Source organism: Ruminococcus sp. HUN007 (genome assembly GCF_000712055.1).
Taxonomy (GTDB): domain Bacteria; phylum Bacillota; class Clostridia; order Oscillospirales; family Ruminococcaceae; genus HUN007.
In genome coordinates this window covers 23,228-46,665 of sequence record NZ_JOOA01000002.1, presented here as the reverse complement: position 1 = coordinate 46,665, position 23,438 = coordinate 23,228, and the positions used below count along the sequence as shown (strand labels likewise).

The 23,438-nt window shown below is 40.5% G+C and carries 22 protein-coding genes and 2 pseudogenes; 6 read left to right on the top strand and 18 right to left on the bottom strand.

The window, feature by feature from the left end; translation table 11 throughout:
• Positions 1-19 precede the first annotated feature (19 nt).
• Positions 20-601: a VanZ family protein gene (locus CC97_RS04200; protein WP_044973962.1), complete on the bottom strand. Its 582-nt coding sequence runs from the start codon at positions 599-601 to the stop codon at positions 20-22.
• A 21-nt stretch (positions 602-622) separates the two neighbouring features.
• A complete protein-coding gene (locus tag CC97_RS04195) occupies positions 623-1,552 on the bottom strand; it encodes a hypothetical protein (protein WP_044973961.1) in 930 nt (309 codons plus the stop codon).
• 373 nt (positions 1,553-1,925) lie between these two features.
• Here CC97_RS04195 and CC97_RS04190 point away from each other — a divergent pair, with 373 nt between their 5' ends.
• Complete coding sequence (locus CC97_RS04190; RefSeq protein WP_044973960.1) at positions 1,926-3,251, top strand: hypothetical protein; 1,326 nt, start codon at positions 1,926-1,928, stop codon at positions 3,249-3,251.
• A gap of 114 nt (positions 3,252-3,365) precedes the next feature.
• On the opposite strand, the pseudogene sfsA reads toward CC97_RS04190, so the two are convergent.
• The 10 genes and pseudogenes from sfsA to CC97_RS04145 all read right to left on the bottom strand — a co-directional run bounded on the left by sfsA (position 3,366) and on the right by CC97_RS04145 (position 13,701).
• A pseudogene (sfsA, locus tag CC97_RS04185) lies at positions 3,366-4,020 on the bottom strand (DNA/RNA nuclease SfsA).
• Between the two features lie 179 nt (positions 4,021-4,199).
• Positions 4,200-5,348, bottom strand: coding sequence for a cation diffusion facilitator family transporter (locus tag CC97_RS04180; RefSeq protein WP_044973959.1), 1,149 nt, complete (start codon positions 5,346-5,348; stop codon positions 4,200-4,202).
• 267 nt (positions 5,349-5,615) lie between these two features.
• Positions 5,616-5,720, bottom strand: a pseudogene (locus tag CC97_RS19475) (adenylate kinase); the annotation flags it as partial.
• A 75-nt stretch (positions 5,721-5,795) separates the two neighbouring features.
• Positions 5,796-6,356, bottom strand: a complete 561-nt coding sequence (locus CC97_RS21275) for a CatB-related O-acetyltransferase (RefSeq protein WP_278245311.1) — start codon at positions 6,354-6,356, stop codon at positions 5,796-5,798.
• Between the two features lie 205 nt (positions 6,357-6,561).
• On the bottom strand, positions 6,562-6,960 hold the full coding sequence (locus CC97_RS04170; protein WP_044973958.1) for an MATE family efflux transporter: 399 nt from the start codon (positions 6,958-6,960) through the stop codon (positions 6,562-6,564).
• Between the two features lie 22 nt (positions 6,961-6,982).
• Entirely contained in the window at positions 6,983-8,020 is a 1,038-nt protein-coding gene (locus CC97_RS04165; RefSeq protein ID WP_044973957.1) for an FAD:protein FMN transferase, read from the bottom strand.
• A 214-nt stretch (positions 8,021-8,234) separates the two neighbouring features.
• A complete protein-coding gene (locus CC97_RS04160) occupies positions 8,235-9,590 on the bottom strand; it encodes an FMN-binding protein (RefSeq protein WP_044973956.1) in 1,356 nt (451 codons plus the stop codon).
• Positions 9,590-11,092, bottom strand: coding sequence for an LPXTG cell wall anchor domain-containing protein (locus CC97_RS04155; RefSeq protein ID WP_044973955.1), 1,503 nt, complete (start codon positions 11,090-11,092; stop codon positions 9,590-9,592). Before CC97_RS04155 ends, CC97_RS04160 begins: the two co-directional genes overlap by 1 nt.
• A gap of 177 nt (positions 11,093-11,269) precedes the next feature.
• Positions 11,270-13,456, bottom strand: a complete 2,187-nt coding sequence (locus CC97_RS04150) for a heavy metal translocating P-type ATPase (protein WP_081849981.1) — start codon at positions 13,454-13,456, stop codon at positions 11,270-11,272.
• A gap of 5 nt (positions 13,457-13,461) precedes the next feature.
• Positions 13,462-13,701, bottom strand: coding sequence for a hypothetical protein (locus tag CC97_RS04145; RefSeq protein ID WP_044973954.1), 240 nt, complete (start codon positions 13,699-13,701; stop codon positions 13,462-13,464).
• Positions 13,702-13,965: 264 nt separating this feature from the next.
• On the opposite strand from CC97_RS04145, the gene CC97_RS04140 reads away from it, so the two are divergent.
• From CC97_RS04140 to CC97_RS04125, 4 genes are all read left to right on the top strand, one after another.
• Positions 13,966-14,193, top strand: coding sequence for a ferrous iron transport protein A (locus tag CC97_RS04140; RefSeq protein ID WP_044973953.1), 228 nt, complete (start codon positions 13,966-13,968; stop codon positions 14,191-14,193).
• Positions 14,190-16,205: a ferrous iron transport protein B gene (gene feoB, locus CC97_RS04135; protein ID WP_044973952.1), complete on the top strand. Its 2,016-nt coding sequence runs from the start codon at positions 14,190-14,192 to the stop codon at positions 16,203-16,205. Before CC97_RS04140 ends, feoB begins: the two co-directional genes overlap by 4 nt.
• A gap of 5 nt (positions 16,206-16,210) precedes the next feature.
• Positions 16,211-16,471 (top strand): helix-turn-helix domain-containing protein, encoded by a 261-nt coding sequence (locus CC97_RS04130; RefSeq protein ID WP_044973951.1) that lies wholly within the window; start codon positions 16,211-16,213, stop codon positions 16,469-16,471.
• Between the two features lie 201 nt (positions 16,472-16,672).
• Positions 16,673-17,167, top strand: a complete 495-nt coding sequence (locus CC97_RS04125) for a radical SAM protein (RefSeq protein ID WP_081849980.1) — start codon at positions 16,673-16,675, stop codon at positions 17,165-17,167.
• 31 nt (positions 17,168-17,198) lie between these two features.
• On the opposite strand, the gene CC97_RS19980 is transcribed toward CC97_RS04125, so the two are convergent.
• The 3 genes from CC97_RS19980 to CC97_RS04115 are packed head-to-tail and all read right to left on the bottom strand — an operon-like array spanning position 17,199 to position 18,703.
• Entirely contained in the window at positions 17,199-17,576 is a 378-nt protein-coding gene (locus CC97_RS19980; protein ID WP_156036768.1) for a hypothetical protein, read from the bottom strand.
• Positions 17,503-18,477: a hypothetical protein gene (locus tag CC97_RS04120; RefSeq protein ID WP_044973950.1), complete on the bottom strand. Its 975-nt coding sequence runs from the start codon at positions 18,475-18,477 to the stop codon at positions 17,503-17,505. Before CC97_RS04120 ends, CC97_RS19980 begins: the two co-directional genes overlap by 74 nt.
• A complete protein-coding gene (locus CC97_RS04115) occupies positions 18,443-18,703 on the bottom strand; it encodes a hypothetical protein (protein WP_044973949.1) in 261 nt (86 codons plus the stop codon). Before CC97_RS04115 ends, CC97_RS04120 begins: the two co-directional genes overlap by 35 nt.
• Positions 18,704-18,782: 79 nt before the next feature.
• Between CC97_RS04115 and CC97_RS04110 the strand changes: the two genes are divergently transcribed.
• The gene (locus CC97_RS04110) at positions 18,783-19,460 is read left to right on the top strand and encodes a radical SAM/SPASM domain-containing protein (RefSeq protein ID WP_197021820.1); all 678 of its coding nucleotides are present in this window, start codon (positions 18,783-18,785) and stop codon (positions 19,458-19,460) included.
• A 192-nt stretch (positions 19,461-19,652) separates the two neighbouring features.
• Here CC97_RS04110 and CC97_RS04105 read toward each other — a convergent pair whose 3' ends face one another.
• From CC97_RS04105 to CC97_RS04095, 3 genes are all read right to left on the bottom strand, one after another.
• Positions 19,653-20,474 carry a hypothetical protein gene (locus CC97_RS04105; RefSeq protein WP_044973948.1) on the bottom strand — a complete coding sequence of 274 codons (822 nt, stop codon included), beginning with the start codon at positions 20,472-20,474 and terminating at the stop codon, positions 19,653-19,655.
• A 235-nt stretch (positions 20,475-20,709) separates the two neighbouring features.
• Positions 20,710-21,957 carry a hypothetical protein gene (locus CC97_RS04100; protein ID WP_044973947.1) on the bottom strand — a complete coding sequence of 416 codons (1,248 nt, stop codon included), beginning with the start codon at positions 21,955-21,957 and terminating at the stop codon, positions 20,710-20,712.
• Between the two features lies 1 nt (position 21,958).
• Complete coding sequence (locus tag CC97_RS04095; protein WP_156036767.1) at positions 21,959-23,293, bottom strand: dockerin type I repeat-containing protein; 1,335 nt, start codon at positions 23,291-23,293, stop codon at positions 21,959-21,961.
• Positions 23,294-23,438: the final 145 nt, after the last annotated feature.

The window sequence follows — 23,438 nt, the reverse complement described above, 5'->3', positions numbered from 1 at the left end:
GGTGATGCCTCCGGCACATTTAATCGGAATAAGGACTGTCAGCACCACTTCGACTATCCTTTTGATGATATTCAGATTTTGCGGCTTTTCGTATAGCAAATATGATACACGCACCAATCAAAACACCACTTGTATTTAATATTAAGTCATCAATATCTGTATGCCTTTCGGGAGATACCAGTTGGGAAAGCTCAATGAAGATAATAAAACAAATTCCTGCTAACATAGTTTTTTTGATATTATCAAGCTTTCGGAAACAGATAGGCCATACTATTCCGACTGGTATAAACATTGCTATGTTCCCGATAATATTGACAAGCCATCCATCATATCTGTCAAAGAGAAAATAGAACGGGATGAGGCTTATCATGTCTGACGGTGTCTTTGCAGGGCCAATCGTTAGTGTACCTATTTTTCCATCAACCAAATGTAACGGAAAGTATACAAATCTAGCAATAACTACAAGACATATGTATACAAGAAGCATTTGTAGTTCACGTTTTACCGAGAACTTTTTGAATCTGATCGCAATTATGAATCGTACAAGTATCCAAATGAGAGTTATAAAAATAAACATCTGTAGATAGGAAATCTCGATCATAGTCACTGCCTCATCCTTTCTTTATAAAACCTCCGGATCTCCCCATTCGGAAATATCTTTTAAAATCCTGAGGTCACGTTCTGAAAACGGATAATCCCCTTCTGACTTTTTCAGGATTTCAGCTAAAAAGCCCTTAGGATCATCCATATTTGATATACCACTTACAGGGCCTTCATCCATAAGTGCATCTGCTATATTCAGAACTGCATGGATCTCGTCGTATGAAAGCTTATCTTTCTGCATTCTTTCATTAAAATCAGATTTTTCATAGACCGGCCACGCTGAGTACGCCGGAACAACGTCGTTGTCTACTCCGTTAAAGAAAAGCCATTCTTTAGTTTCGGCATTTTCAGCTTCTATAAAATCAATGCAGTGGATCCTTCCCCATCCGCGGACAGACTTTGCAAGTTTCAGTATTTCATTTTCTGCATCTGACCATTTCCTCATGCAGAACACAGAAAAAATCGTGAACTCATCAGAAAGACCGACAGTACGGATCATGTTACATAATTTCTCATCTTCATCAATATCGAAAAGTTCAAGAATACTTAATCCGACTTTAACGCATTCCTTATCTGCTGATTCTGATAACATATTCAAAGCAAAATCAAACATTTTCTGCGCTTCAAGGATATCAGTATGATCCATGATAAACCGCTGTATATCGTCAATGACAGTTATAGCGCGATGCTTTTCACAGAATATTTCAAAACCGGCCGACGCTTTCTGAATGTCACCTGTTCCCGCCAGTTTTAAAAGTTCGCCAAGTTCTTCTTTTTCGTTTTCCTTAAGCGGTGTATGAGCTGTGTGGTAAATAAAAATTCCATCCATCGCACCGTCGGCAAAAGTGATGCCGTCTTCTTTTGTGCGTTCCGGAAGTTTAAATTCTTTCGGAAGAATACCGTCGTCTGTTACGCTCGAAGAAATTACTTCATAAAGTGATTTACCCATATCATTTATCCTCCGTTATTATCTTAGTTCATGTCATAATATCATATTGCAAGCTGTTTGTCAAGGAGGTTATACCACAAGATATGAAGGAGAAAGCAACTGCAGCTTTCGTCATCGTGGTAGTCGGAACGGTATTTGTTGTATCTGATACTCTTTTAACAAATGATTCTATGAAAAAGCCTGAATGACAAAAATCCCCCTTATCAAAGGAACACTTGCATTCCAATAATAAGGAGAATGGATATTTTTTCGCTTACCTTGATATATCCCCTGTTTTGTGTTATAATAATCATCGCACATGCAAACCCGCTTTACAGAAATAGCCGAAAGGCAACTGTAAAACGTATAAAAAATTATTGATATGGAGAATATTATGCACAATTTTGAAGTGAGCCCAAATCTGCCGAAAAATCATGATTTGAAGAAAAAATATAATCGTTTTGAAAAACAGCTTTCTGAATGGTACAACAGCGGGAAAGTACCTGAACTCGCAAGTCAGGATACTCGCTTTATGCTGGAACTGCAAAAGCAAAAACTAAAAAAACTTGGAATTGATATGCAGATAAAATTTGGAAAAACAGAACAAAACGAAGGCAATGTCGGGGCACTTTCCTTCGAGGACAGCGTTTTTGTAAATACTATCCTTGGTACAAGTAAAAAAGTTACCACTACAATACGTAATTCCGGGAATGAGATCTACTGCAGCAGTGAAGAAGGCAATCTGTCTGTCGTATTGCAGAATCCAAAAACAGGCTGCGTTCCGCCTGCGGACACTCCATTATGCTGTCCGAACTGCGGTGCTCCTTCTACTCTCGGCGGACTCGAAGACGGTTGTGAATTCTGTGACACGAAATTTCTTATGGACGAACTGTATCCGAAAGTAATGCATATCTTCATTGAGAAATATGGCAAATTACTCTATAATAAAAAACAGATCAAAAAATATATCTTATTCTGTTCCATTGGCTTTTTTGTGTTATACATTGGTTTACACATACTGAAAAGCTTCATCATAAATACAGAGGCCTTCAGACAGTTTATGGAAACGAAAGACTTCACCGTAGACAAAGACTCAATAGTGACCTATTTATATGCTGTTCCAGCTTCAGCTTTCATGGGTGTGTTTTTTGGTATTCCAGCATGGTTCATTGCAAATATTATCGAGTCAGTAAGGCAGCTTGCCAACGTTGGCCGTGGCGGAAGTACAATGCCAAAAACACTTATATTCTGTAATAAGATGCATACTCTTGATCCGACTTTTTCGATAGAATACTTCCGTGACAAATCAACGTCTCTTCTGAAATTCATGCTTTACAGCTCTGATCCGCAGGAACTTAATATCTGCCAGTGCAAAAAGCCGATTCCGAAAAAAATTCGTGAGATCATTGATATTACATATCGTAATTCAGGTGTGACCAAATACAGTATCAAAAATGGTGTCTGCAATGTTTCACTCACTTTTTATACCGACAGTCTGCATTACCGAAATGGCAGGATCATCCGCAGCTCTGACAAGATTCGCATGAGTATGCGAAAGATTATCAAAAAGCCAACTGATCTTGGCTTTTCTTTCAAGGCAGTAAACTGCCCGTCATGCGGAGGAAGTTTCGATGCAGCAAACGTAAGAAATTGTCCGTACTGTGGCAACGATTATCCGTTTGAGGAAAACGAATGGGTCGTAACAGATATCAGCATATGAAAAAGAAAAATTATATTAAGTAAAACGAAACCAGACCGCATACTTATCAAAAGACACCCGCGTTAAATATGATTACGAGGGTGTCTTTCAGATTTATACTTAAATAACAAAAATTCATTCTACAATAACCAGACCATCCGGCTCCACGTGGCATTTCAGAAACAGAACTTCCACGCCTGCTTTCTTTGCCTCTTCCAGAGCAGTGCCGAACTCAGGGTGTGTATTTATATTGGCTCTGACCTCCGATACACCGTCCATTTGGATTACGAATGCCAGAATCGCTTTATATCCGGCTTTTACTGATCCGGCAAGTTCACGAAGATGTTTAACACCTCTTTCTGTCGGTGCGTCCGGAAAATATCCGATGCCATCGATCTCAAGGGTGCAGCCCTTAACTTCCATCAGATATTTCTCTCTTCCGCGTTCCATGAAGAAGTCGATCCTTGAATCACCGTATGTATATTCTGGAATTATTACGTCGTAATTCTGACCGGTGAGCCACTCTTTTACCACTTTATTCGGAGCCTGGCTGTCAATATTGAAAAGAATTCCGTTTTTCTTTCCTTACTGCCACCAGATCATACTTTGTTTTTCGTCCCGGTGAATCTGGAGCAGTAAGCCAGACCTCGCAGCCTTTAACTAAAAGCTCCCGGCATCTTCCTGTATTTTTTACATGAACGGTTTCCGTGTGTCCATCGATATCCACCTCGGCGATGAAACGGTTTGGACGGTTAATGAATATTGCTTTTGTTATGTTGTCATATTTCATCTATTTAATATACCTCTCTGTCACTTGCTTCCTTTTTTTATAATTTGTACTTTTTTATCAGCATAAAAAAACCGGAGCAGGCTGCCTAAAAAACTCGCAGGCGGTGCTCCGACAATAATAAGTATGGAGTCCATGATCATTCTGATCATTTTATATCTCTGTATAAAACCAGTAATGCTTTACACCTCCGAAAAATCAGTATCGAGAGCTATCTGCAGCTTATGATCCGGAAATGCTTTCTGAACGTCGGAAACTATAGCTTTATACACTTCCCTGCGGTCCGGAGCGTCAAAACTTACAACGACATCGAAACGAATGGTATTTGTTTCTTTTGTCAGATAGAATCCGTGCATCTGCAGAATATATTCGTGTGAGAATACAATCTCCCTTACCTTCCGTTCAATCGCTTTCGCCTCATCGTCCCGCGTGTTAATCGAATAAACACCGATCGCTGTAAGAATGACCTTATGTTTGCTGAATACTGCCGTCTGTATCTCACGGATAAGGCGGTCGAGCCTGTCTGCTGAATATGTATCCGGTACTTCAATATGAACGGATCCGTTCCATGCATCCGGTCCGTAGTTGTTGAGAACGAGATCGTAAGCTCCCTCAACGCCGTCAAATTCTGTTACCGTCTGCTTTATGCTTTTTGCAAGTTCCGGATCACTGCGTTCACCGAGTATCTGCGAAACCGTACCTTTCAGCATCTCAAAACCGGATTTGATTATGACCAGCGATATTACAGCGCCAAGCCATGCTTCAAGTGAGAGTCCCCACAGAAGAAATATTGCTGCAGCTGCTAGCGTTGAAGCTGATATAACTGAATCCAGGGTCGCATCTTCTCCGGAATTGACAAGCGAATCTGAATTGACCTTTACGCCTACGCTTTTGACGTATTTTCCGAGTACGATCTTAACGACAACAGCAGCGCCTACAATTACAAGAGAAACTCCTGTATATTCCGGTGTCTGCGGTGAAACGATCTTCTTAACCGATTCTGTAAACGACGTAATGCCTGCATATAATACGATAACGGAAATGATCATTGCACTAAGATATTCGATCCTGCCATATCCGAAAGGATGTTTTTTATCCGGTTCCCTGCCCGCGAGTTTTGTACCGATGATAGTAATAAGCGAACTTCCGGCATCTGAAATATTGTTGACTGCATCGAGAACTATAGCTATCGAATGTGTCATAAGCCCGATCACTGCCTTGAAAGCTGCAAGAAATACATTGGCCGCTATCCCGATAATACTCGTTTTTATGATCGTTTTTTCTCTTGATGTATCATTTAATGAATTTACTTCCGATAAATCTCTTCGCATATATAATCATCACCGTTTCATGCAATAGTAATTACTATGATTATACCATATTTTATATCAAAATTCAATTTTGTAATTTTTTCATGTATTCCGCAGCAAGACTTAATTTTTTGAAAACTTCAGTGCTGGTACTAAGCCTATCCCCACCGATTGGACGAGGTTCGGGCAGCTCTATGGGGAATGGAAGTCGAAGAACATCACGGGGGCGTGATTTTAAGCTCAGATATGAATTGAGAAATCTCCAAACTCAAATAAACCGTTCCCTTGTTTCAGGTGGTCTATTGACAGATACGGATAATGATACTTTTCGAGCATCTTTTGCGCAAGGAGCGTTTTGCCTGTGTGTGATGCTCCGGTTATCAGTATGATCATAGCCTTGCTTTCAGCTCCTCTCTGACCCTATTCAGATCACTACAAGTCAGAATGGGTATCAACGCATTTATTTCATCAATGCTTTTTTTCCCACCACTTAAAGGACTGAAGCAAACCGATAAGTTCATCATCAAAACGCTTACGAAGTACCTTTGCAGGATTGCCGACAACGATTGTGTAAGGTTCAACATTTCTGCCTACAACGCTGTTTGCACCAATGATCGCACCGTCTCCAATGTGAACGCCGGGGAGAATGACGGCATTTTGACCTATCCACACATCATTTCCAATGATCGTATCTCCCTTTAAGGGCAGGTCAGCCATTGCAGGCGGCTCCATATCCCAGCCTTCCAGCGTATAGAACGGAAAAGTAGACACAGCGTTCATCTGATGATTTGCACCATTCATAACAAACTCAACGCCCACCGCTATCTGGCAGAACTTGCCGATAATCAGTTTATCGCCATTCCACTGATAATGGTGTGTTACATGACTCTCAAAGTCTAAATCAGCTATATATGAAAAATCGCCCACAATAATGTTGGGGTTGTTGATCGTAGGCTTGATATAGATCTCTTTATCGTACCCATTGATAGGGTGAACTTTGTCAGGATCAGGTCGTTTCCCATTTATCATCCAATCACTCCTAAACACCAAATTCACGAGCAAACCGAGTGCTTACCCTATATAAACATTATACAAAACGCTATTGAGAATGTCAATTATGCCTACTATCGTAAAGCGCAGGGCTTGAAGTATTTCCGAATTCAGATGCGCTCTGTAAAAATTGTGCCGCAGGCACCACCTTTTCAGCGGTACGCCTGCGGCGTGCTATAGATCTTTACTTTGCTTCCTTTTTCAGACTTTTTGCAAAGTCGAAATAAACTATAAAACACATAGTTATCTGTACAATTGTAGAACACGGAGTTGCAAGACCTATTTTGAAAAGTGAGCCGTTTCCGATGTGTGACATGAGGAAAGCAACCGGTATTCTGATAATAAAAGCTCCGAATATTCCCTGGAACATGACGAACTTTGTTTTCTCGATACCGTTATAAAATCCGATGAAGCAGAAAAGGAAACATGTGAACAGGCAGTCTATTGCATATGCCTTAAGGTAATCCCAGGCTGCTGCGATTGTATCAGGTTTGTTCGAGAATATGCCGGCAAGCAGATCACCGTGGAAGAATGCGACGAAGAACATGATTACACCGAAAACCGTTGATACATTTAAATCCATATTTGAAGGTAGAATTCAATTGTCACTTCACCAGTTCTATCTTTCCTTCAAGCCCCTCGGTATAAGTAACTTCATTTTCTGACGATACGATTATCATTTCAAATCCGCCGTGCTTTTTCTGGTACTCCAGTGCTTTATCCTTACCCATGACAAACAGTGCAGTAGAAAGACAGTCACAGAGAATTCCGCTGTCGCTTATTACTGTAACTGATGCTATACCGTTGTCGGCCGGATATCCGTCTGACGGATCGATAATATGGCAGTAGCGTTTCCCGTCTTCGCCTGTGAAATAACGTTCATAGTTTCCGGAAGTGACCACCGCCTTGTCTGAAACTGAAACAATACATAACTGTTCATATTCGTCAAGCGGATCTCTTACCGCTACCTTCCAGTCAGTACCGTCCGGTCTTGATCCTACCGTCTGTACATTTCCGCCAAGACTTATTACAGCTGAAGATACTCCGTGCCTGCGGAAAATATCTGAAACAACATCGCCGGTATAGCCTTTTGCTGACGCTCCGAGATCGAGCATCATACCTTCAGGTAAAGTAAGTTCATTACCGTTAAGCTTTACTTTTTCATAACCAGTCAGCTGCAGAAGAGAGGCGATTACGTCCTGTTCAGGAATTTTGTATTTTCCGGTTGTAAATCCCCATTCTCTGACTACAGGACAGACAGTAGGATCAAGCGCACCGTTTGTCTTAAATGAAATATCAAGCATAAATGAAAGAACTTCTGCTGTTTCTTCACTTAGTGAAACTGTCTTTCCGCCGGAATGGGAAGCTTTCCATATCTCACTTTCTTCGTCAGTTGCAGAAAAAAGCTTTTCAAGTTCAGTTATTTTTAATACAGCTTCACTGAGTGCACCTTCACGGTCTTCCCCGTATGCCTTCAGTGTCATTAAAGTATCCATTGCGAACAGATCACGCACTGAAGCTTCATCAGACGAAACTGTATCCGTTATCTGCTTATCAGATGCCGAAAGATCACCTTCGGATGAACATGAGACCGTCAGAAAAGATATAAGCAGGCAGAATGCTAAAATAATTATTTTTTTCATAAAAACCTCATTATACGATTTTGTGGCTGCTGTCAAAGAAGGCAGCAGCCACATCGGAAATATTATAAAAGGAGAGTAGAGTTAAAAGAATGAACAATTTACCCTTTTAACAATAGGAAAGCATTTAGTAAATAATACGGGCCACTGAACGCAAAGCTGTCAGTGATTTGCTAATGCTTTCTTTATAGATACTGAAAAATGGCTGGTTTTTCAGTTATCTGCGTGCTGAATCAAGTGCTGCTGCAACAGCGCCCATGATTCCGTTTGAACTGTAAGTGCATCCGCTGTAGGCACTTACCTGAGAATTTGTAGTTCCCATGATCTGTCCGAAAACATGATCTTTAGCATCGTTGAAGTATGCAGGATCGCTTTCGGCAGTACTGCCTGAAATTGATGTGATTGCATCATTTTCGATAGTTATAGTAACTGTAATGTCGCCGTCATATCCGTATGCTGTGCCGGTAAATGTTCCGTTATTGTAAACGTACTGATTCTGCGGTTCAGGTTCAGGTTCAGGCTGTGGTTCTTCCTGCTTAGGCTCTTCCGAAGGCTGTTCTTCTTTCTTTTCTTCTCCGGAAGGATCTTTCTTTTCTTCTGAAGCAGTAACAGCGTCAGAAACAGCCTCGGTCTCTGTATTTGAAACATCAGTAACTTCTGAAACAGTTGTTTCTGAAACTGATGTAACAGGCTCTGATGAAGTCGCTTCTGTAACTGACTCTGTAGTTTCAGAAACTGTCGTTTCAGATACTGCAGTTGTTACCGCAGCGTTCTGAGAAGGAGCATCATCATTTTTTTCGGGTTTGGAACATGCACTTAAACATGGAATACACATAAGAACTGCAAAGCTTAAGCCACAGATTCCGTCAACAAGTTTTTTATTATACATACTGTTTTTCCTTTTACATGATCTGAGATATGCTTTTCTGATACGGAAAACAGCATATGAAATGAATACAACGCTGTAAGCAACAATACTGAGAAAATAGCCTTCCCTGCCCATCCGGGCTTTAGGAATGAAAAATGTCAGTACATGCACATAGATCAGCGCATAAAAAATATATGCTGTTCTCTGTATCTTTTTCCAGGTGGAAGCTTTCATTTTCTTTCTTACTTTCTTAAAAGACATGACAGTAAGAGGAACCATGATCGCAACCAGTATTAGGGAAATTAAGGTTGATGTGAATAAATCATCAGGGAGTTTTCCGGCTTCGGTAAAAAATTTTATAATATACCTTCCTCCAAGTGCAATAACATGCCCGAAAGTCAGAAAAGCCGCAAATATTGATAATTCACCGCGTATCGGCATAAGCACTTTCAAAAGCTTTGATCCGTCCGGAAGTGCACCAGCCCACATTACTGCGCACCAGAAAGCCGTAGCAAGTGTACCGCGTGATATTGCTCCGATAATGTACTGATTTACAAACGGAGGCAGTGACCTGGCATTCACCATTGATGCTGCGGCAGTAAGTGCCGCAGCAATAATGTAGAAAATAAGAGGATGGTTTTTTAATGGTTTACGAAACAGAAAAAGAAAAATTACAGCTGTTAAAACAGATATAATAAACAGCATTACTTATTCTTTCTCCTTGAAGTGATCACAGCTGCAGCACCTGCTAAACCAAGTGAAGCAATTGCTGCAAAGCTGCCTCTAGTATCGCCTGTCTTAGGAGTTGAACTTACATTCTGTGCAGTCTGCTTTGCTGTTGTTGTGCTGCCGGATTTCGAAGTGGTTGTAACAGATGCAGCATCAGTTACTGCAGCAGCTGTTGTTACTTCGGCAGCCTTTGTATCAATAATAAATTCAAGTGCTTTCTCATATCCGGCTGCTTCGACTTTTACACTGTACTTGTCGCTGCCTTCGAAAACTTTCGCATCTTTTGAAGCAGCATCCATATCAATTGTGCCGTCTTCCTTAATGATCTTTACAGCACCGCGTCCTGAAGCATTGTAAGCTTTCTCGTTTACTGTAATTTTTGAGACCTTGCTCATAAAATCAGCATAATCTGCTACAGAGGCATCAGCAGCCTTTACTATAGCGCCGTTTTCATAAGCAGCCGGCATTTTGTCAGTTGTAAGTGTGAATGTACCGGAAACTGATGCGTACTTGCCGTTTTTGTCTTCTATTGTAAGAGTGTAGTTACCCGGCTTGCCGTTTCTGAAATTAAGAGTATCGCCTTCCACTGAAACATTAAGATCGCCCGCTGAATAAACAGGAGAAAAGTCAGCCGGAATACCTTCTGTTTTAAAAGTTGTTTTGCCTGAATCGGCAGCTGTATTTTCCACTGTTACCTGAGCCTCAAATCTTACAGGGACGTAAAGTGAAGTTTCAGCAGTATAGTAACCGTTCTTTGTGATGTATGTTACCTCGCTGATAGTAGCTCCCATAAGATCCTTAAAGTTTTCATAGCTTAATGCATTGCCGTGAGGTTCAGTCTTTTTTACGCCTGATGACCATGCAAGTTCGCCGCGCCAGATGTTTTCAAGATGACGCATACCATAAGTTTTTCCGTCGGTTGTCTTAATTAAAGCACCTCTGATCGCGCCCATATCCTGTGGCATGTCTGCAACTTTTACAAGATAATCGCCCCAGGATGTGTTAGCTGTAATAGTAGCTTCACCTGAAAGTTTTTCAGGAGTACTGTCCTTTACTTCTGAGAAAGAAATCGCACCGTTATCTACAGAAACTACCTTGTAGGCAGCCGGAACATCACTTGTTTCTGTAAAGTTCATTTTTCCTGACACAGCAGAAAGATCATCCTTCTTGACGGCTACAGGATAAGTAACACCAAGGATCTTACCGCCTTCGCCTTCAGCATTTGCTTCGTTGAAAGTACCTTCAACAAGCTTGCCTTCTTCATTCATCTTCCACTTGCCTGAAGTTGCAGATGAAACAGCGTCTACGTCATATGCGTTCGGACTGTTTTTGAATTCGCCCTTATAAAAATCTGCATAAGGAATATTCATTGTTCCGTATACATAATCTCCTGCTTCTGCAGCAGATGCTGAGAACGGAACAGAACTTAAGCAGATCGCTGCACACGCAGCACAGATAAGTGACTTTCTTTTATTCATAATAAAGCACTCCTTTGGAAAATAAAAAGTATTACTATGCAGATCGGCAATCTATGTTTGATGTCTGCATAAGCCTTCTGATTAAACAACATAGTCGTTTAATTACTGCGATATGTTAGCACTAACTAACCAATACCGCAAATAAAAAGTGATGGCAGATATAAATATGATCTGTCATCACAAAAATGAATGACTCTCAGTTACCCCAAAGTAACCATAGAGTATGATATCATAAATTAAATACGTTGTCAAGAGGATTTTTATAATTTTTTTAAATTTTTTTTGCTTTTTCTCCTCCAACGCAGTCATGGACTTCATACATATCAGAAGTGTCGATGAATTGTGCAGGAATGCTGATGTCGCCGGCGCAAGGAACCCAAAGATACCTCCGGCTAACAGTGCCGTGTTGAACGTTATTATAAAGTGATAACTGTCACTTATACGCTTCATCAGTTTTTCACTGAGTCTTCGTACAGTTACAAGTTCATTCAGGTCAGAATGCCTTATGGTAATATCCGCAGTTTCCTGAGCTATTTCTGATGCGTCGTTCATCGCTACGGAAACATTTGCAGCAGCAAGCGCAGGTGCATCATTGATGCCGTCGCCGACCATTATTACACGGCGGCCCTCAGCCTTAAGTTTTTCGATCTCTGCAAACTTTTCTTCAGGAAGAACCTCTGCTATAACATCAGTGATCTCAAGTGTCTCAGCTATGTTTTCAGCTATTCTGCGGCTGTCACCGGTAAGCATTACTATTCTTTCAATTCCGGCATTCTTCAGATTTTTTACTACCTCAGCCGCATTTTCACGCGGAGGATCATTTATCACGAGAATTCCGGCAAGCTTACCGCCTATCGCAAGATAAATAAGTGAACCATTGTCAGATGCTTTTTCAATTGCTTTAGACTGAGCAGCAGAAAATTCCACATGCTCATCTTCCTCGACAAAATGCCTGCTTCCGATTATCGCACGCTTTCCGCGGTACTGCGTTGCCACTCCATGAGCAACAATATACTCAACTTCAGCATGCTCTTCCTCGTGAATAAGATTTCTTTCCGCAGCCCCGTTGACAATAGCTCTTGCAACACTGTGCGGATAGTGCTCCTCAAGGCAGGCGGCAATACGAAGGACTTCTGTTTTATTGTACGGCCTGAATGCGATAACTTCAGCAAGTTCGGGCTTTGCATTGGTAAGCGTGCCTGTTTTATCGAAAACTATAGTATCCGCTGCAGCAAATTCTTCAAGATATTTACCGCCCTTTACTGTTATACCGCGGTCCGCAGCTTCCTTTATTGCAGAAATGACCGCAATTGGTGCTGAAAGTTTTATAGCACATGAATAATCGACCATCAGTACTGAAACCGCCTTGGTAACATTGCCTGTAAACAGATAAACAAGTCCGAAAGCTATAAAACTGAACGGAACCACACTGTCAGCAAGCCTTTCGGCACGGCTCTGTACTCCGGCTTTCAGATTCTCTGATTCGTCTATAAGTGCAACGATCCTGTTTATGCGGCTGTCTGAAGAAAGATTTCTTACTCTGACAGCAACAGATCCTTCCTCCACAAGAGTTCCGGCAAATACTGAACTTCCCTTTTTCTTGTGCACCGGCAGACTTTCACCTGTCATTGTTGCTTCGTTTATATATGCCTCACCGTCAACGACATCACCGTCAGCATAGATCATGCTTCCGGCACGTATTCTTACTACGTCATCGGTTTTAAGTTCAGCCATTGTTATCTTTACGTCGGTATCGCCCTGAACCAGCCATACTTCATCAGTATTTACAATAAGGCTTTCCCTTAATACCGCTTTTGTCCTGGCGTGAGTATATTCCTCCATAATTGAGGAAAGATTCAGCAAGAACATTATTGTTCCGGCAGTTGAATAGTTTTTCTGGATAAGGCATGTTCCGATGGACGCACCGTCAAGAACTTCAACTGTCATGCCGCTGTTAAACAGGGCTGCGATCCCTTTACAGACATATCCTATGCCTTTGATAAAAGTCATGATCCTGCGTACAGGATCAGGGAGAATGGCACGGGTAACAAAGCGCCTGAGGACTGTTAGTATGATCCTGTCAGAAAAATCGCTGTCTATCTGCTTTATCTGGAATTCACCGGATGTTTCTTCGGTAAGATCTTCTTTTTTTATGTTTCTGACTACTGAAACAACATCGTCTCTGTGACCTTCAGCATAGTAAACAAGGATGCTTCCGTTCGCACTGTGTACTTCTGCGTCATTTACAAAATCACAGTTTTTCAGAATCAGAAAAACAGCGGTTTCTTTTTCGCGTTCAAAAGCGTATTCGCCGCACCTGAAGCGTATTCTGCCGGGTTTGTCATATACGATCTTAAACTTCATGACTCTTACGCTTCTTCTGCTTCACTTTCAGCTTTAAGCTTTGCATCGTAGCAGATGTCTTCGGCTTCATCCTTCATGTTCTGTAAAGCACACTTTGCATCGTCACGGATCTTCATGCCCTTTGCGATGCTGTTTACTGCAGCCTTTCTTGTACAGTCAGCCTTTATGATCTTTCCGCCTACTACAACTGCAGCAGCGCCTGCAAGCATGTACATAAATTTTTCGTTCTTGAATAATTTGTTCATAATTATTCTCTCCTTATATATTTTATAGTCAGGTATGCAGGGACTAATTCGATTAACAGGCGATCTGAGCGCAAATGTCTATAATCTGATTAGCCTTTGTTAACCTTTATTAATAATAGCACTTTATCTTCATATTGTCAACAGATAGCGTATTGACATAAATACATTTAAGTGGTATAATGCTATACGGTTAGTTTAGGATAACCGCAGTTACTCTACGCATACTTCGAATAAACAAGAATCTCATTTCCCGGAGGTAACGCAATGAAACTCAAAGAACTCAAAGAAAATTCCGAGGCTGTCGTAACAGGCCTCGACGGAGACCCGAGATTTATCGGAAGAATAACATCAATAGGTCTTACGCCCGGCTCCAGTCTGAGTGTTATAAAAAATGACAGGAACAGACCCGTGCTTATCTATGCACGCGATACAATGATCGCTCTTAACAGAAAAGAATGTGAAGGTATCGAAGTATCGGAGGTGAGAGCATGAGTGCAGCAACAATAGCTCTTCTCGGTCAGCCTAATTCAGGTAAATCAACACTGTTCAACGCTCTTACAGGACTTCATCAGCACGTAGGAAACTGGCCGGGTAAAACCGTTGAAAAGAAAGAAGGTACTTTCACACACAACGGAAAATCATACAGCATAGCTGATCTGCCGGGCTCCTACAGTATGTCAGCAAACTCAGACGAAGAAGTTATCACCCGCGATTTCATTGCCTCCGGAAAAGCTGATGTAGTATGTATTCTGGCAGACAGTTCCCAGCTTGAAAGAAGTCTTTTCATGCTCGCGGATTTTGCCGGCATGGATGTTCCGTGTTTTCTTATCCTCAACATGGCTGACGTCGCAAAGGATCAGGGAAAATACATCAATGTTTCTGCCATTGAAAAGAAACTCGGCATTCCTGTTGCACTTATTTCAGCTAACGACAAAAACTCATATGAAAAATTCTATGATGTTTTTGAACGTGCTGTAAAAGAAAAAACAAAACTCAATGTATCCGCTCTCGAAAAGGAATATGAGTCACTCAACGGATACGACGAAATAAAAAGCAGTCTTGAAGATAACACTATCGAGGGGTATTCTCCGATGTGGCTCACTGTCAAGACTCTTGAAAATGATAAGGTAATAACGGCAAAACTCCGGGAAAAGCTTTCAAACGAGGATTTTAACAGAATATCCCGATACAGCGACACCAAAGGTGCCATAGCAGCCGGTGAAAGCAAATTCAGATGGATCGACGACATTCTGAAGGATGCTGTGAATGTAACGAAAACCAGAGCGACTCTCGGAAAGCTCGACCGAATATACACTCACCGCTTCTGGGGAAAACCTGCCGTTGTACTCACCGTTATTCTTGGCCTTGTCGGCTCTTTCATTCCGGCACTTCCGGTAATGGGGCTCGGCTCACTCGTTGACGCGCTTAAAGTTGCAGTTTCAGAAATGCTTGCCGGAGCCGGCTACCCGGATTTTATAAATCAGATACTCTGCAACGTAATTCTTCAGTCCATGTCATTCGTTATTAAAATGCTTGGATTCGTTTTCGGCGTTACACTTGTTTTCGGACTTCTTGAAGAAGTCGGCGTTATGGCACGTATTTCATACGTATTTGACAATACAATGAGCAAACTTGGCCTTCAGGGAAAGTCCGTAATGCCGTTCCTTGTAAGTTTCGGCTGTACAATGGGCGGTGCTGCCGGTTCAAGAGTAATTGACAACTGGGGACAGAAAGTTCTTACAGTTGCTCTTACCTGGGCAGTTCCGTGCGGTGCGACCTGGGCTATTATTCCGATGCTCTCAAGCATATTCTTCGGTTCAGCAGCTCCTGTCGTTATCATTGCTATACTTCTTGTAATGATACTTCACATGTGGATAACAGCTAAAGTATTCGGAAGAAATCTTGTAAAGTCTGAAGACAAATTCGGTATGATAATGGAGCTTCCACCGTACCACAAACCAAAATGGGGAGCTCTTTTCAGATATGTTTTCGGACGTACAAAAGATACGTTCTTCCGTGTAACAAAGGTTGTTCTTCTTGTGTGCGGTATATTCTGGCTGTTAAGCTACAGCGGAAGCGATTCATACGACTCAACTCTGCTGTATAAATTAGGTATCGCTATTGAACCGTTCACTAAGCTTCTGGGTATGCCGTGGCAGCTCTTCATTGCATTTGTTGCTTCTTCTGTCGGCAAGGAAGGCGCAATTGGTGTAATCAGCGCTCTCTATTCCGGAACTTCCTATGCACAGGGCTTTAATGAAGCGATGAGCGGAGGTGCAGTTGCTGCAAACCTTAATGAGCTCCTTCTCGCTAATGTATCACGTCCTGAAGCTCTTGCATTTATTTTCGCCATTACATTCAACATGCCGTGTATCGTTGCTCTTGCCGCTACCTATCAGGAGATCCATTCAGTCAAATGGACCGCTAAGATCGCTGCGTACTACACGTTAAGTGCTCTGCTTATCGGATTTATAGCATATCATGTCGGTTTACTCATCTGGTGACAGCCATGGAAAAACTTCTTGAACTTTTAAAAGACGGCCGTTCACGCACACTGGAAATGCTTGCAGATGAACTCGGTACAGATACAGCCGATATCAGCAGAATGCTTTCCTACCTTGAAAACATCGGCATGATCAGAAAAGTCTCTCTTTCCGCACACACATGTAACTGCGGAGGCGGATCAAAATGCAGTGCAGCCGAATGCAAAGGCTGCATGCCTCAGAACGCCGCTCAGAACATGGGTGAAATGTGGGAAGTTATCAGATAATCAAACAAGCGTCCTCCTAATACAAATCAGCTTATCCGGATCACGGTTTTTCGTGAACAGATAAGCTGATTTTTTCATATACCGGCATCTTCGTTATGCATTGAAAGAAACGCTTGACAAGCACATTTATATTTGATACAATATAGTTGTAAAAGATATTTCCGTTTAATCAGTGTTTCCTGATATATATGAGGTGATAAAATGCAGAAAGATTTTGATCTACAGGACTATCTTACCAGAGGCGTAGAGCGTATTGTCACAGAAGCTGTAAAAGCAACACTTAAAAATCCGAAGGAAAGTGCATTCATGATGAAGTTTGCAAAAGCAAGCCGTAATGCATCTTCAAAGCGAAAAAAAGCAGAGGAAAACGGTGAGCATATTCCTCCGTTTCTCATAGCAAGTATAACAAGCAAATGCAACCTGCACTGTGCCGGATGTTATTCCCGCTGCAATCATGCTACTGTCGATTCCGAACCGGTAAAGCAGCTCACCTCTGAAGAATGGCTGAAAATATTTAATGAAGCAGATAAAATGGGGATCAGTTTCATACTTCTCGCAGGCGGCGAGCCGATGCTGCGGCGTGATGTCATTGAAGCGGCCGGAACAAAGAAGAACATTCTCTTCCCTGTCTTTACAAACGGTACGTACATAGATGAAAATTATTCGAGCTGTGCGGTTGAATTGGCTGAGGTATAATATTCCAGTGTCAAAAGACATAGCTATTCTGTCAAGCGCACGCTATTAAATTTGGAGTTAACATAGGAATAGAATGATTAAAAAACCATTCATATGCCTGATCGTTATGATATAAAAATTCTATCGCAGCAAGCGAAGAACTACCTTTTGGAGTCCAAGCCATTCCGTTATGCTTCTGACGCTTGGCGACAATAATATCATTTGCTTTTTCTACTGGATTGCTTGAATTTCTGAAATCAAGTTTATCTCTCACTGCATAGCATACAATACATTCTCTTTTTCTTTCAAGATAAGCAATGAGTTCATCCAGCCATTTTTGTTTTTTAACATCGCCCTCAGGAATATTTGAGAGATATGAAATTGCAGATGTAACATCTCCAACCCATAAATAGCGAAGCGTTTTTTTCAAGGCAGGAATTTCTTTTATCCTTTCCTTTTATCGACATGCTAAGGTATTCCTGACACCGTTTCTTCAAATGGAACCAATCGAGAACGATGCTATAACTATGAAACGCAAACATTTCATTTATGTTGCTTTTTATGTTTTTAGCACCGTCTGTGAAAAATATGATTTCTTTGCTAAGAAAATCATGTGTTAGCAGAAACGCTAAAAGGATCTTGAAAAGATTACGCATTCCTACGGCTGTGAGTATATATGTTTCATCACCGGTTTGGATATGAGCTACTGTATTTTCGACGTATTTGCCGTCTTTTTCATAGTTTACATCCGACTTGCGTACATCTTTCTGATGTTTCACTCCTACATCATCAACAGATATATAGACACAGTTATCTTTTGATTCCAGGTAAATCTCTTCACTTTTGAACGGTATTTTTTCATCCCTGATATCATTGATTGCATTTATAGTATTTTGTATTTCGCCAAGTCGATTTTCTGCATCTTCATTTGAGTTGTATACCTGAGTAACGCTTTCAGAAAGGGTAACACCTTTTTCGACTAACCCCGTTTCGGCATTAAAACCATACATTTTCAGAACTGATTCTGATTTTCGCATTACTTCGTTTGTGATTTCTTTGCCAATACGAATTGCGTTATCTGATAATGTACGAAGTTTTACAGTTTCATTTTCACTTTTATGATATACGAGATTTAGCATTTCTGCTGCTCTGCGATAACTGAGCTGAGTGCACATTTTAGTTTCTATTATCGTCCAGCCAATGGATTGTATTCGTTCCTTTGGCTGCAACGGAAACAAAACGGAATTTATTATTTGTGCTGAAACTTGACCTAATTCAGTATCAACCTTAGTTAACTTATTTTTGGCGATTTTTTTTATAGGCTTTATCAAGATATTCTTCTGCTATAGCTTCGCCGATTTCATTTCGCGCTGAAAGGAGCGCTTTTTCAAGTTTATCAAAATCCTTGAGAAATCCGGCTTTGGTTTCAAGGTCAAAATCCTCAAGTGACGGCAGCTCGTTGTATGATGTAACTGTTTTTTCGATAACCTGACCGTCAGGATTAACTATACGTGCGATAAATTCTACTTTACTTTTATTTGAAGATGATTCACTCATGGTTGATTCCTACCTTATCTTTTGAAATTATGATATTTATATCATACCATATTTCCGTGACACTTGGTAGATGCTACTGATGAATCAAAAAAAATTCAACCGCACAGCTCGAAATTATTTCACACTCTTTGACACCTGCCGTAATCTTATGCCGGTAATGAGTATCGAAGGAAACCGTGAAATCACTGATAAACGGCGCGGCAAAGGCATCTACGACCTGCTTGTAAAGAACATGGAGGAATTCAAAAAACGCGGTCTTATTTTCGGAGCTTCTGTAACTGTAACCAAAAACAACTTTAAGGAAGTCACATCTCAATACTTCCTTGACAGTCTGGCAGACCGCGGATGCAAGGCAGTTATTTTCGTCGAATACGTTCCTGTGTCTGATGAAAGCTCAGATCTTGCACCGACAGACGAAGAACGCGAATACCTGGCAGAAAGGATCCTTCATCTGCGGAAAGATCATCCTGAAATGGTCTACATCTCATTCCCGGGTGACGAAAAATCATCCGGCGGATGTGTCGCAGCCGGCAGAGGGTTCTTCCACATCAACTCACACGGAGGAGCTGAACCATGCCCGTTCTCCCCTTATTCAGACATCAATGTACGAAACACTTCTCTGAATGAAGCCCTTCACTCACCACTGTTTACTGCACTTCAGAGCGGAGACCTTCTTTCAGGCGATCATAACGGCGGATGTGTCCTGTTTGAAAAGAAAAATGAAGTGGAAGCATTGTTAAACTCAAAAGCTGTATAATTAAGAAAATCGCCTCACGGAATCTGATCCGTGAGGCGATTTTTAGGGAAACGCTGATTTATTCATAAATCAGCGTGGGGCTCCGGGGCGAAGCCCCGCAAATCCCACCTTTGGAAATCCGGCGAAGCCGGATTTCCGATTTAATCAGTGTTTCCTTAAATGATAATATGTAGTTTAAAAATCATCCCGGCTTTACTTCAGCTCTGCTGAAATTTCGTCAAGTGTTTTTGTTCCGTTTATGAATGTGTAATCACCCTTCTGGAATTCAGCAAATTCTTCAGCGGTTATTTCTTTATCACCCATAAAGAAACGTCCGTCGCCTGTATATGTATCTGCTTCGTCTTCATCCACTTCATGATTTCCGTTCTTGTCATTGAAATAATCAGCTTCAATAGTTCTGAACGTTTTAAGTTCGTGGTTTTCATCTATCTTCATGTATGTTTCGTAACGGATCATGCCTGCATGGTCTGCATTTGAATTATGAACGCAGTTCTGTCCCGGTATAAAATCATAGCCGGCATTACCCATAGCACCGTATGGCCAGTGATCCATCAGAGTATATACTTTTCCGTCAGCGTATGTAAAGAGTGATGCCCAGTATCCGTCATTTCCTGCAGCGAGTTCCGGAATATCATCTCCGTCTATATCAACAAGTGAAAACTTCACACCGTCTCCGTCTGATTCTGCAAGAGATTTGCATGTTTCAAGGTAAGCTGCCTTATAGCCGTCATCTGATGATGATTCAGTTTCAGTTTTCGCAGCTTCAGCTGTAGTTTCTGCCGTAGTTGTTTCTTCGGCTGTTGTCACTGCTTCTGTAGAAGCTTCAGTAACAGCACTTGTTTCTGACTGTACAGTTTCCGCCTCAGTTACTTCGGCATCAGTTGTTTCCTCTGTTACCTTTTCAGTAACATCACCCGAACTGATGTTTGTGTTCTCATTTACCGGTCCGCATGATGCAAGAGCAAGTGATGCAATAAGTGCAGAAACCAGAATAGCGATTTTGTTTTTTGACATTGTTAATTCCTCCGTTTGTTCTTTATTTATAAACAACATTATTTTACCACATCAATCAATCTGTTTCAAGACTAATTTTCCACCTAATATTCTCTCTTTTTCGCTTATTTTTTGTTTATATATATTATTCCATATATATTTTTTTAGCTTCTGAAATTACAAATTTGTACTTCCTTAAACGATACTCTGTAGTAAAAAAGCCTTTCGGTTTTTCTTTCCCGAAAGGCTTTTATATTTACCACTCTCCTGGTAAAATATTCAGTTCATTACATCTGTTTTTAAAATCGTCGCTTTCTATAATATACTTTGCAATGTTCTCATGAGACTGACCTGATAAAGCAATTATCTCAAGTTCTTTACGTTTCGTATCATCTGGTGCTTTTCCTACAAAAGCGTTATATGCCTTGAGTGCCCATGATTGATTATCCATATCGACTATAGCATTTAAATTATCAGTATAAAAAGTCTTTACCATCGATGCAGCATTAATGCTTTTATCCTTAAGTGCTTGTTTCCACTTATTCACTTCTGAATCCGAAGGAGCCTTTCCGTATAAATTCAAGTAACTGTTATAAACGAACTTAAAAAGATCAGTCTTTTCTATAATTATAATTTGTCCAAGATCCAGTCGTCTATCTGTTAAATCTGTTCGAATAAACGTTTCTGCGTCATTATATGCATCAACAAACTGAATTAAATAAGAGCCATAATCAACAGTATATGAAAAATCTGTAATTCCGTTATTACAGCCATTAAAAACACCCCCGTATCCATGTAATAAACCATTATTACTGTAACGATAAAATTCAACTCTATATCGTGTATCATCCGGATCTCTGACAATTAAATTATCGTCTTCATCATGTACACATATATTTGCGGAAATAGTACCGTATCCACGATAATAGAAATATTTTTCAGCGTAGTAATCTGCAGTTGATGAATAATCAAGCGCACACCTTACATTTGCAAATACGGTCTCAATTGCGTTTACAGGATTAAGATTGGCCTTAATGTTTGCTTCTAAATGTGCATCCTGTAAAGTTTTCCAGTTAGAACCTGGTAATTCATCAAAAGCATGCTCAAAAGTTTTCTTTGCAATAGGAATTGACATAGCACTTCTTGATGTCTTGTCAAAACCAATGACACCGGCAGCACCATGATCAAGTAAAAACTTATTAAAGATATGGTCAGAAGCGCCTTTACACGCAATAAAATAGAAAATAGTATTCGGAAAGACAGTCTGAGAAAGAACCTGCATCACAGCACCTGATCCAACCGCAAGTTTATAACAACCTGAATGTTTCTCAAACACATATGTAACACCTATAGACAAATCCGGCATATATGAGTTGTTGTCTATATCAAATTGTGATATACCATTTAGTGAATCACGAAGACTGAGCGCTTTGTTTATGATATCATACTTTGCATCGCACTCATACATTTCGTAATATGTTCTATCCCAGCCATTAACCTTCATATTATTTGCATGTGTAAACCAGAAAAACTGTTCCGTACTGATTCCATTTCTCTATATCTGAAAAGTTGCTGTGCTGATTACCTACGAATTCGTCAAAGTGAGAATCTAACTGACCCCATTTAAGGATGTTATTAGCCAGATCGGCCCCTATTTCTCTCATATCCTCCAATGAACCACTTATTACATAATTGTTATCGCAAGGAGCATGCAAAAGTACATCAGGATCGAGAAGAGTAAGGTTATTACACGATGAATTAATCTCTTTTGGAGTATTATGATATATATTAAGCAATTCATCATAATCATCATCATAATCAGTAGTTTTATATAGATTATTTGCATTGAAAGCACTGACAGTGGCAATATTTTCAACCGGACTTTCAGGAATTACCGTTTCATTTGTATTCAATGATTCTACACCATTTTCATTTGATTCAGATTCTTCCTCTATCTCAAAGAAACTGTTTATTCCATAAGAAGTTTTAAAATGAATTATATCAGAAGAAGTACTTGTGATTTCAAGATCTGGATTTGCTTCGATCCATTTTTTCATATCGGAAAGAATTTCTTCTTTTGAACTGCCTTCAGGTAAACTATTGGCATACTCGGAGACATTTCCAATCAGTTCGCCGGATTTTTCGATTCTTTCTTTCGCATCTTTAACAGCACGGTTGAGCATAACCGGATAGCTTTCATGCCCGTTCATCTGAACAGTAAGATCTACTGAAAATCCTCTTGTATCGTTATCACCAAGATCAGGTACCGGGACTGATACTGTGTATTCAGTGTAGCTGTAACCATCACGCTCACTTTTTTCGCCTTCAGTAAGTGAACTGAATGGAATAACTGCAATCTTCTCGCCGTCACCTGTTACGGTAATATCATTTTTCTCCCAGTCATCAGGAATTTTGATACTTAATTCTATGTCCGTTGTTTCACCGTATTTGAGGAAGAAGTTCTTTGCATTTAAGATAAGTCTTCTGCGGTGGTAATTGACAGGCATTTCTGAGTACATGGTAATGTAGCCGGACATGTCCGCAAGATCGCCCTCATCAACTGATCTGTCATAATTGAAATCAGCTGCTTTAAGCTGGTCAGCATCAAATTCGAGATTACCTTCAAGATAACGATTAAGACGGCTGAAGTCGAATATGTTTATTACGCCGTCTCCGTTGATATCACCTGAACAGTAATCATCTTCATAGGCAATTGCTACAGATGATGTTTCTTCTGCTCGAACTGAGCTACGATCATTCAAAGGAACAATACAGTCCGTAAATATAGCAGCTGTCAGCACAGATGAGCACATTACCGCAAATAGTTTACTTTTCTTCAAAATTACCTCCTGTTTGAATCATTGTTGATGTTATTCTTATATTAACCCACAATAATCCAAAAGGATTTTATATTTTAAATATGATGATTATGTGATTATCCGGTGAAATTTTATTGACAAATTTTTTCTTAGGTGCTAGCACAAA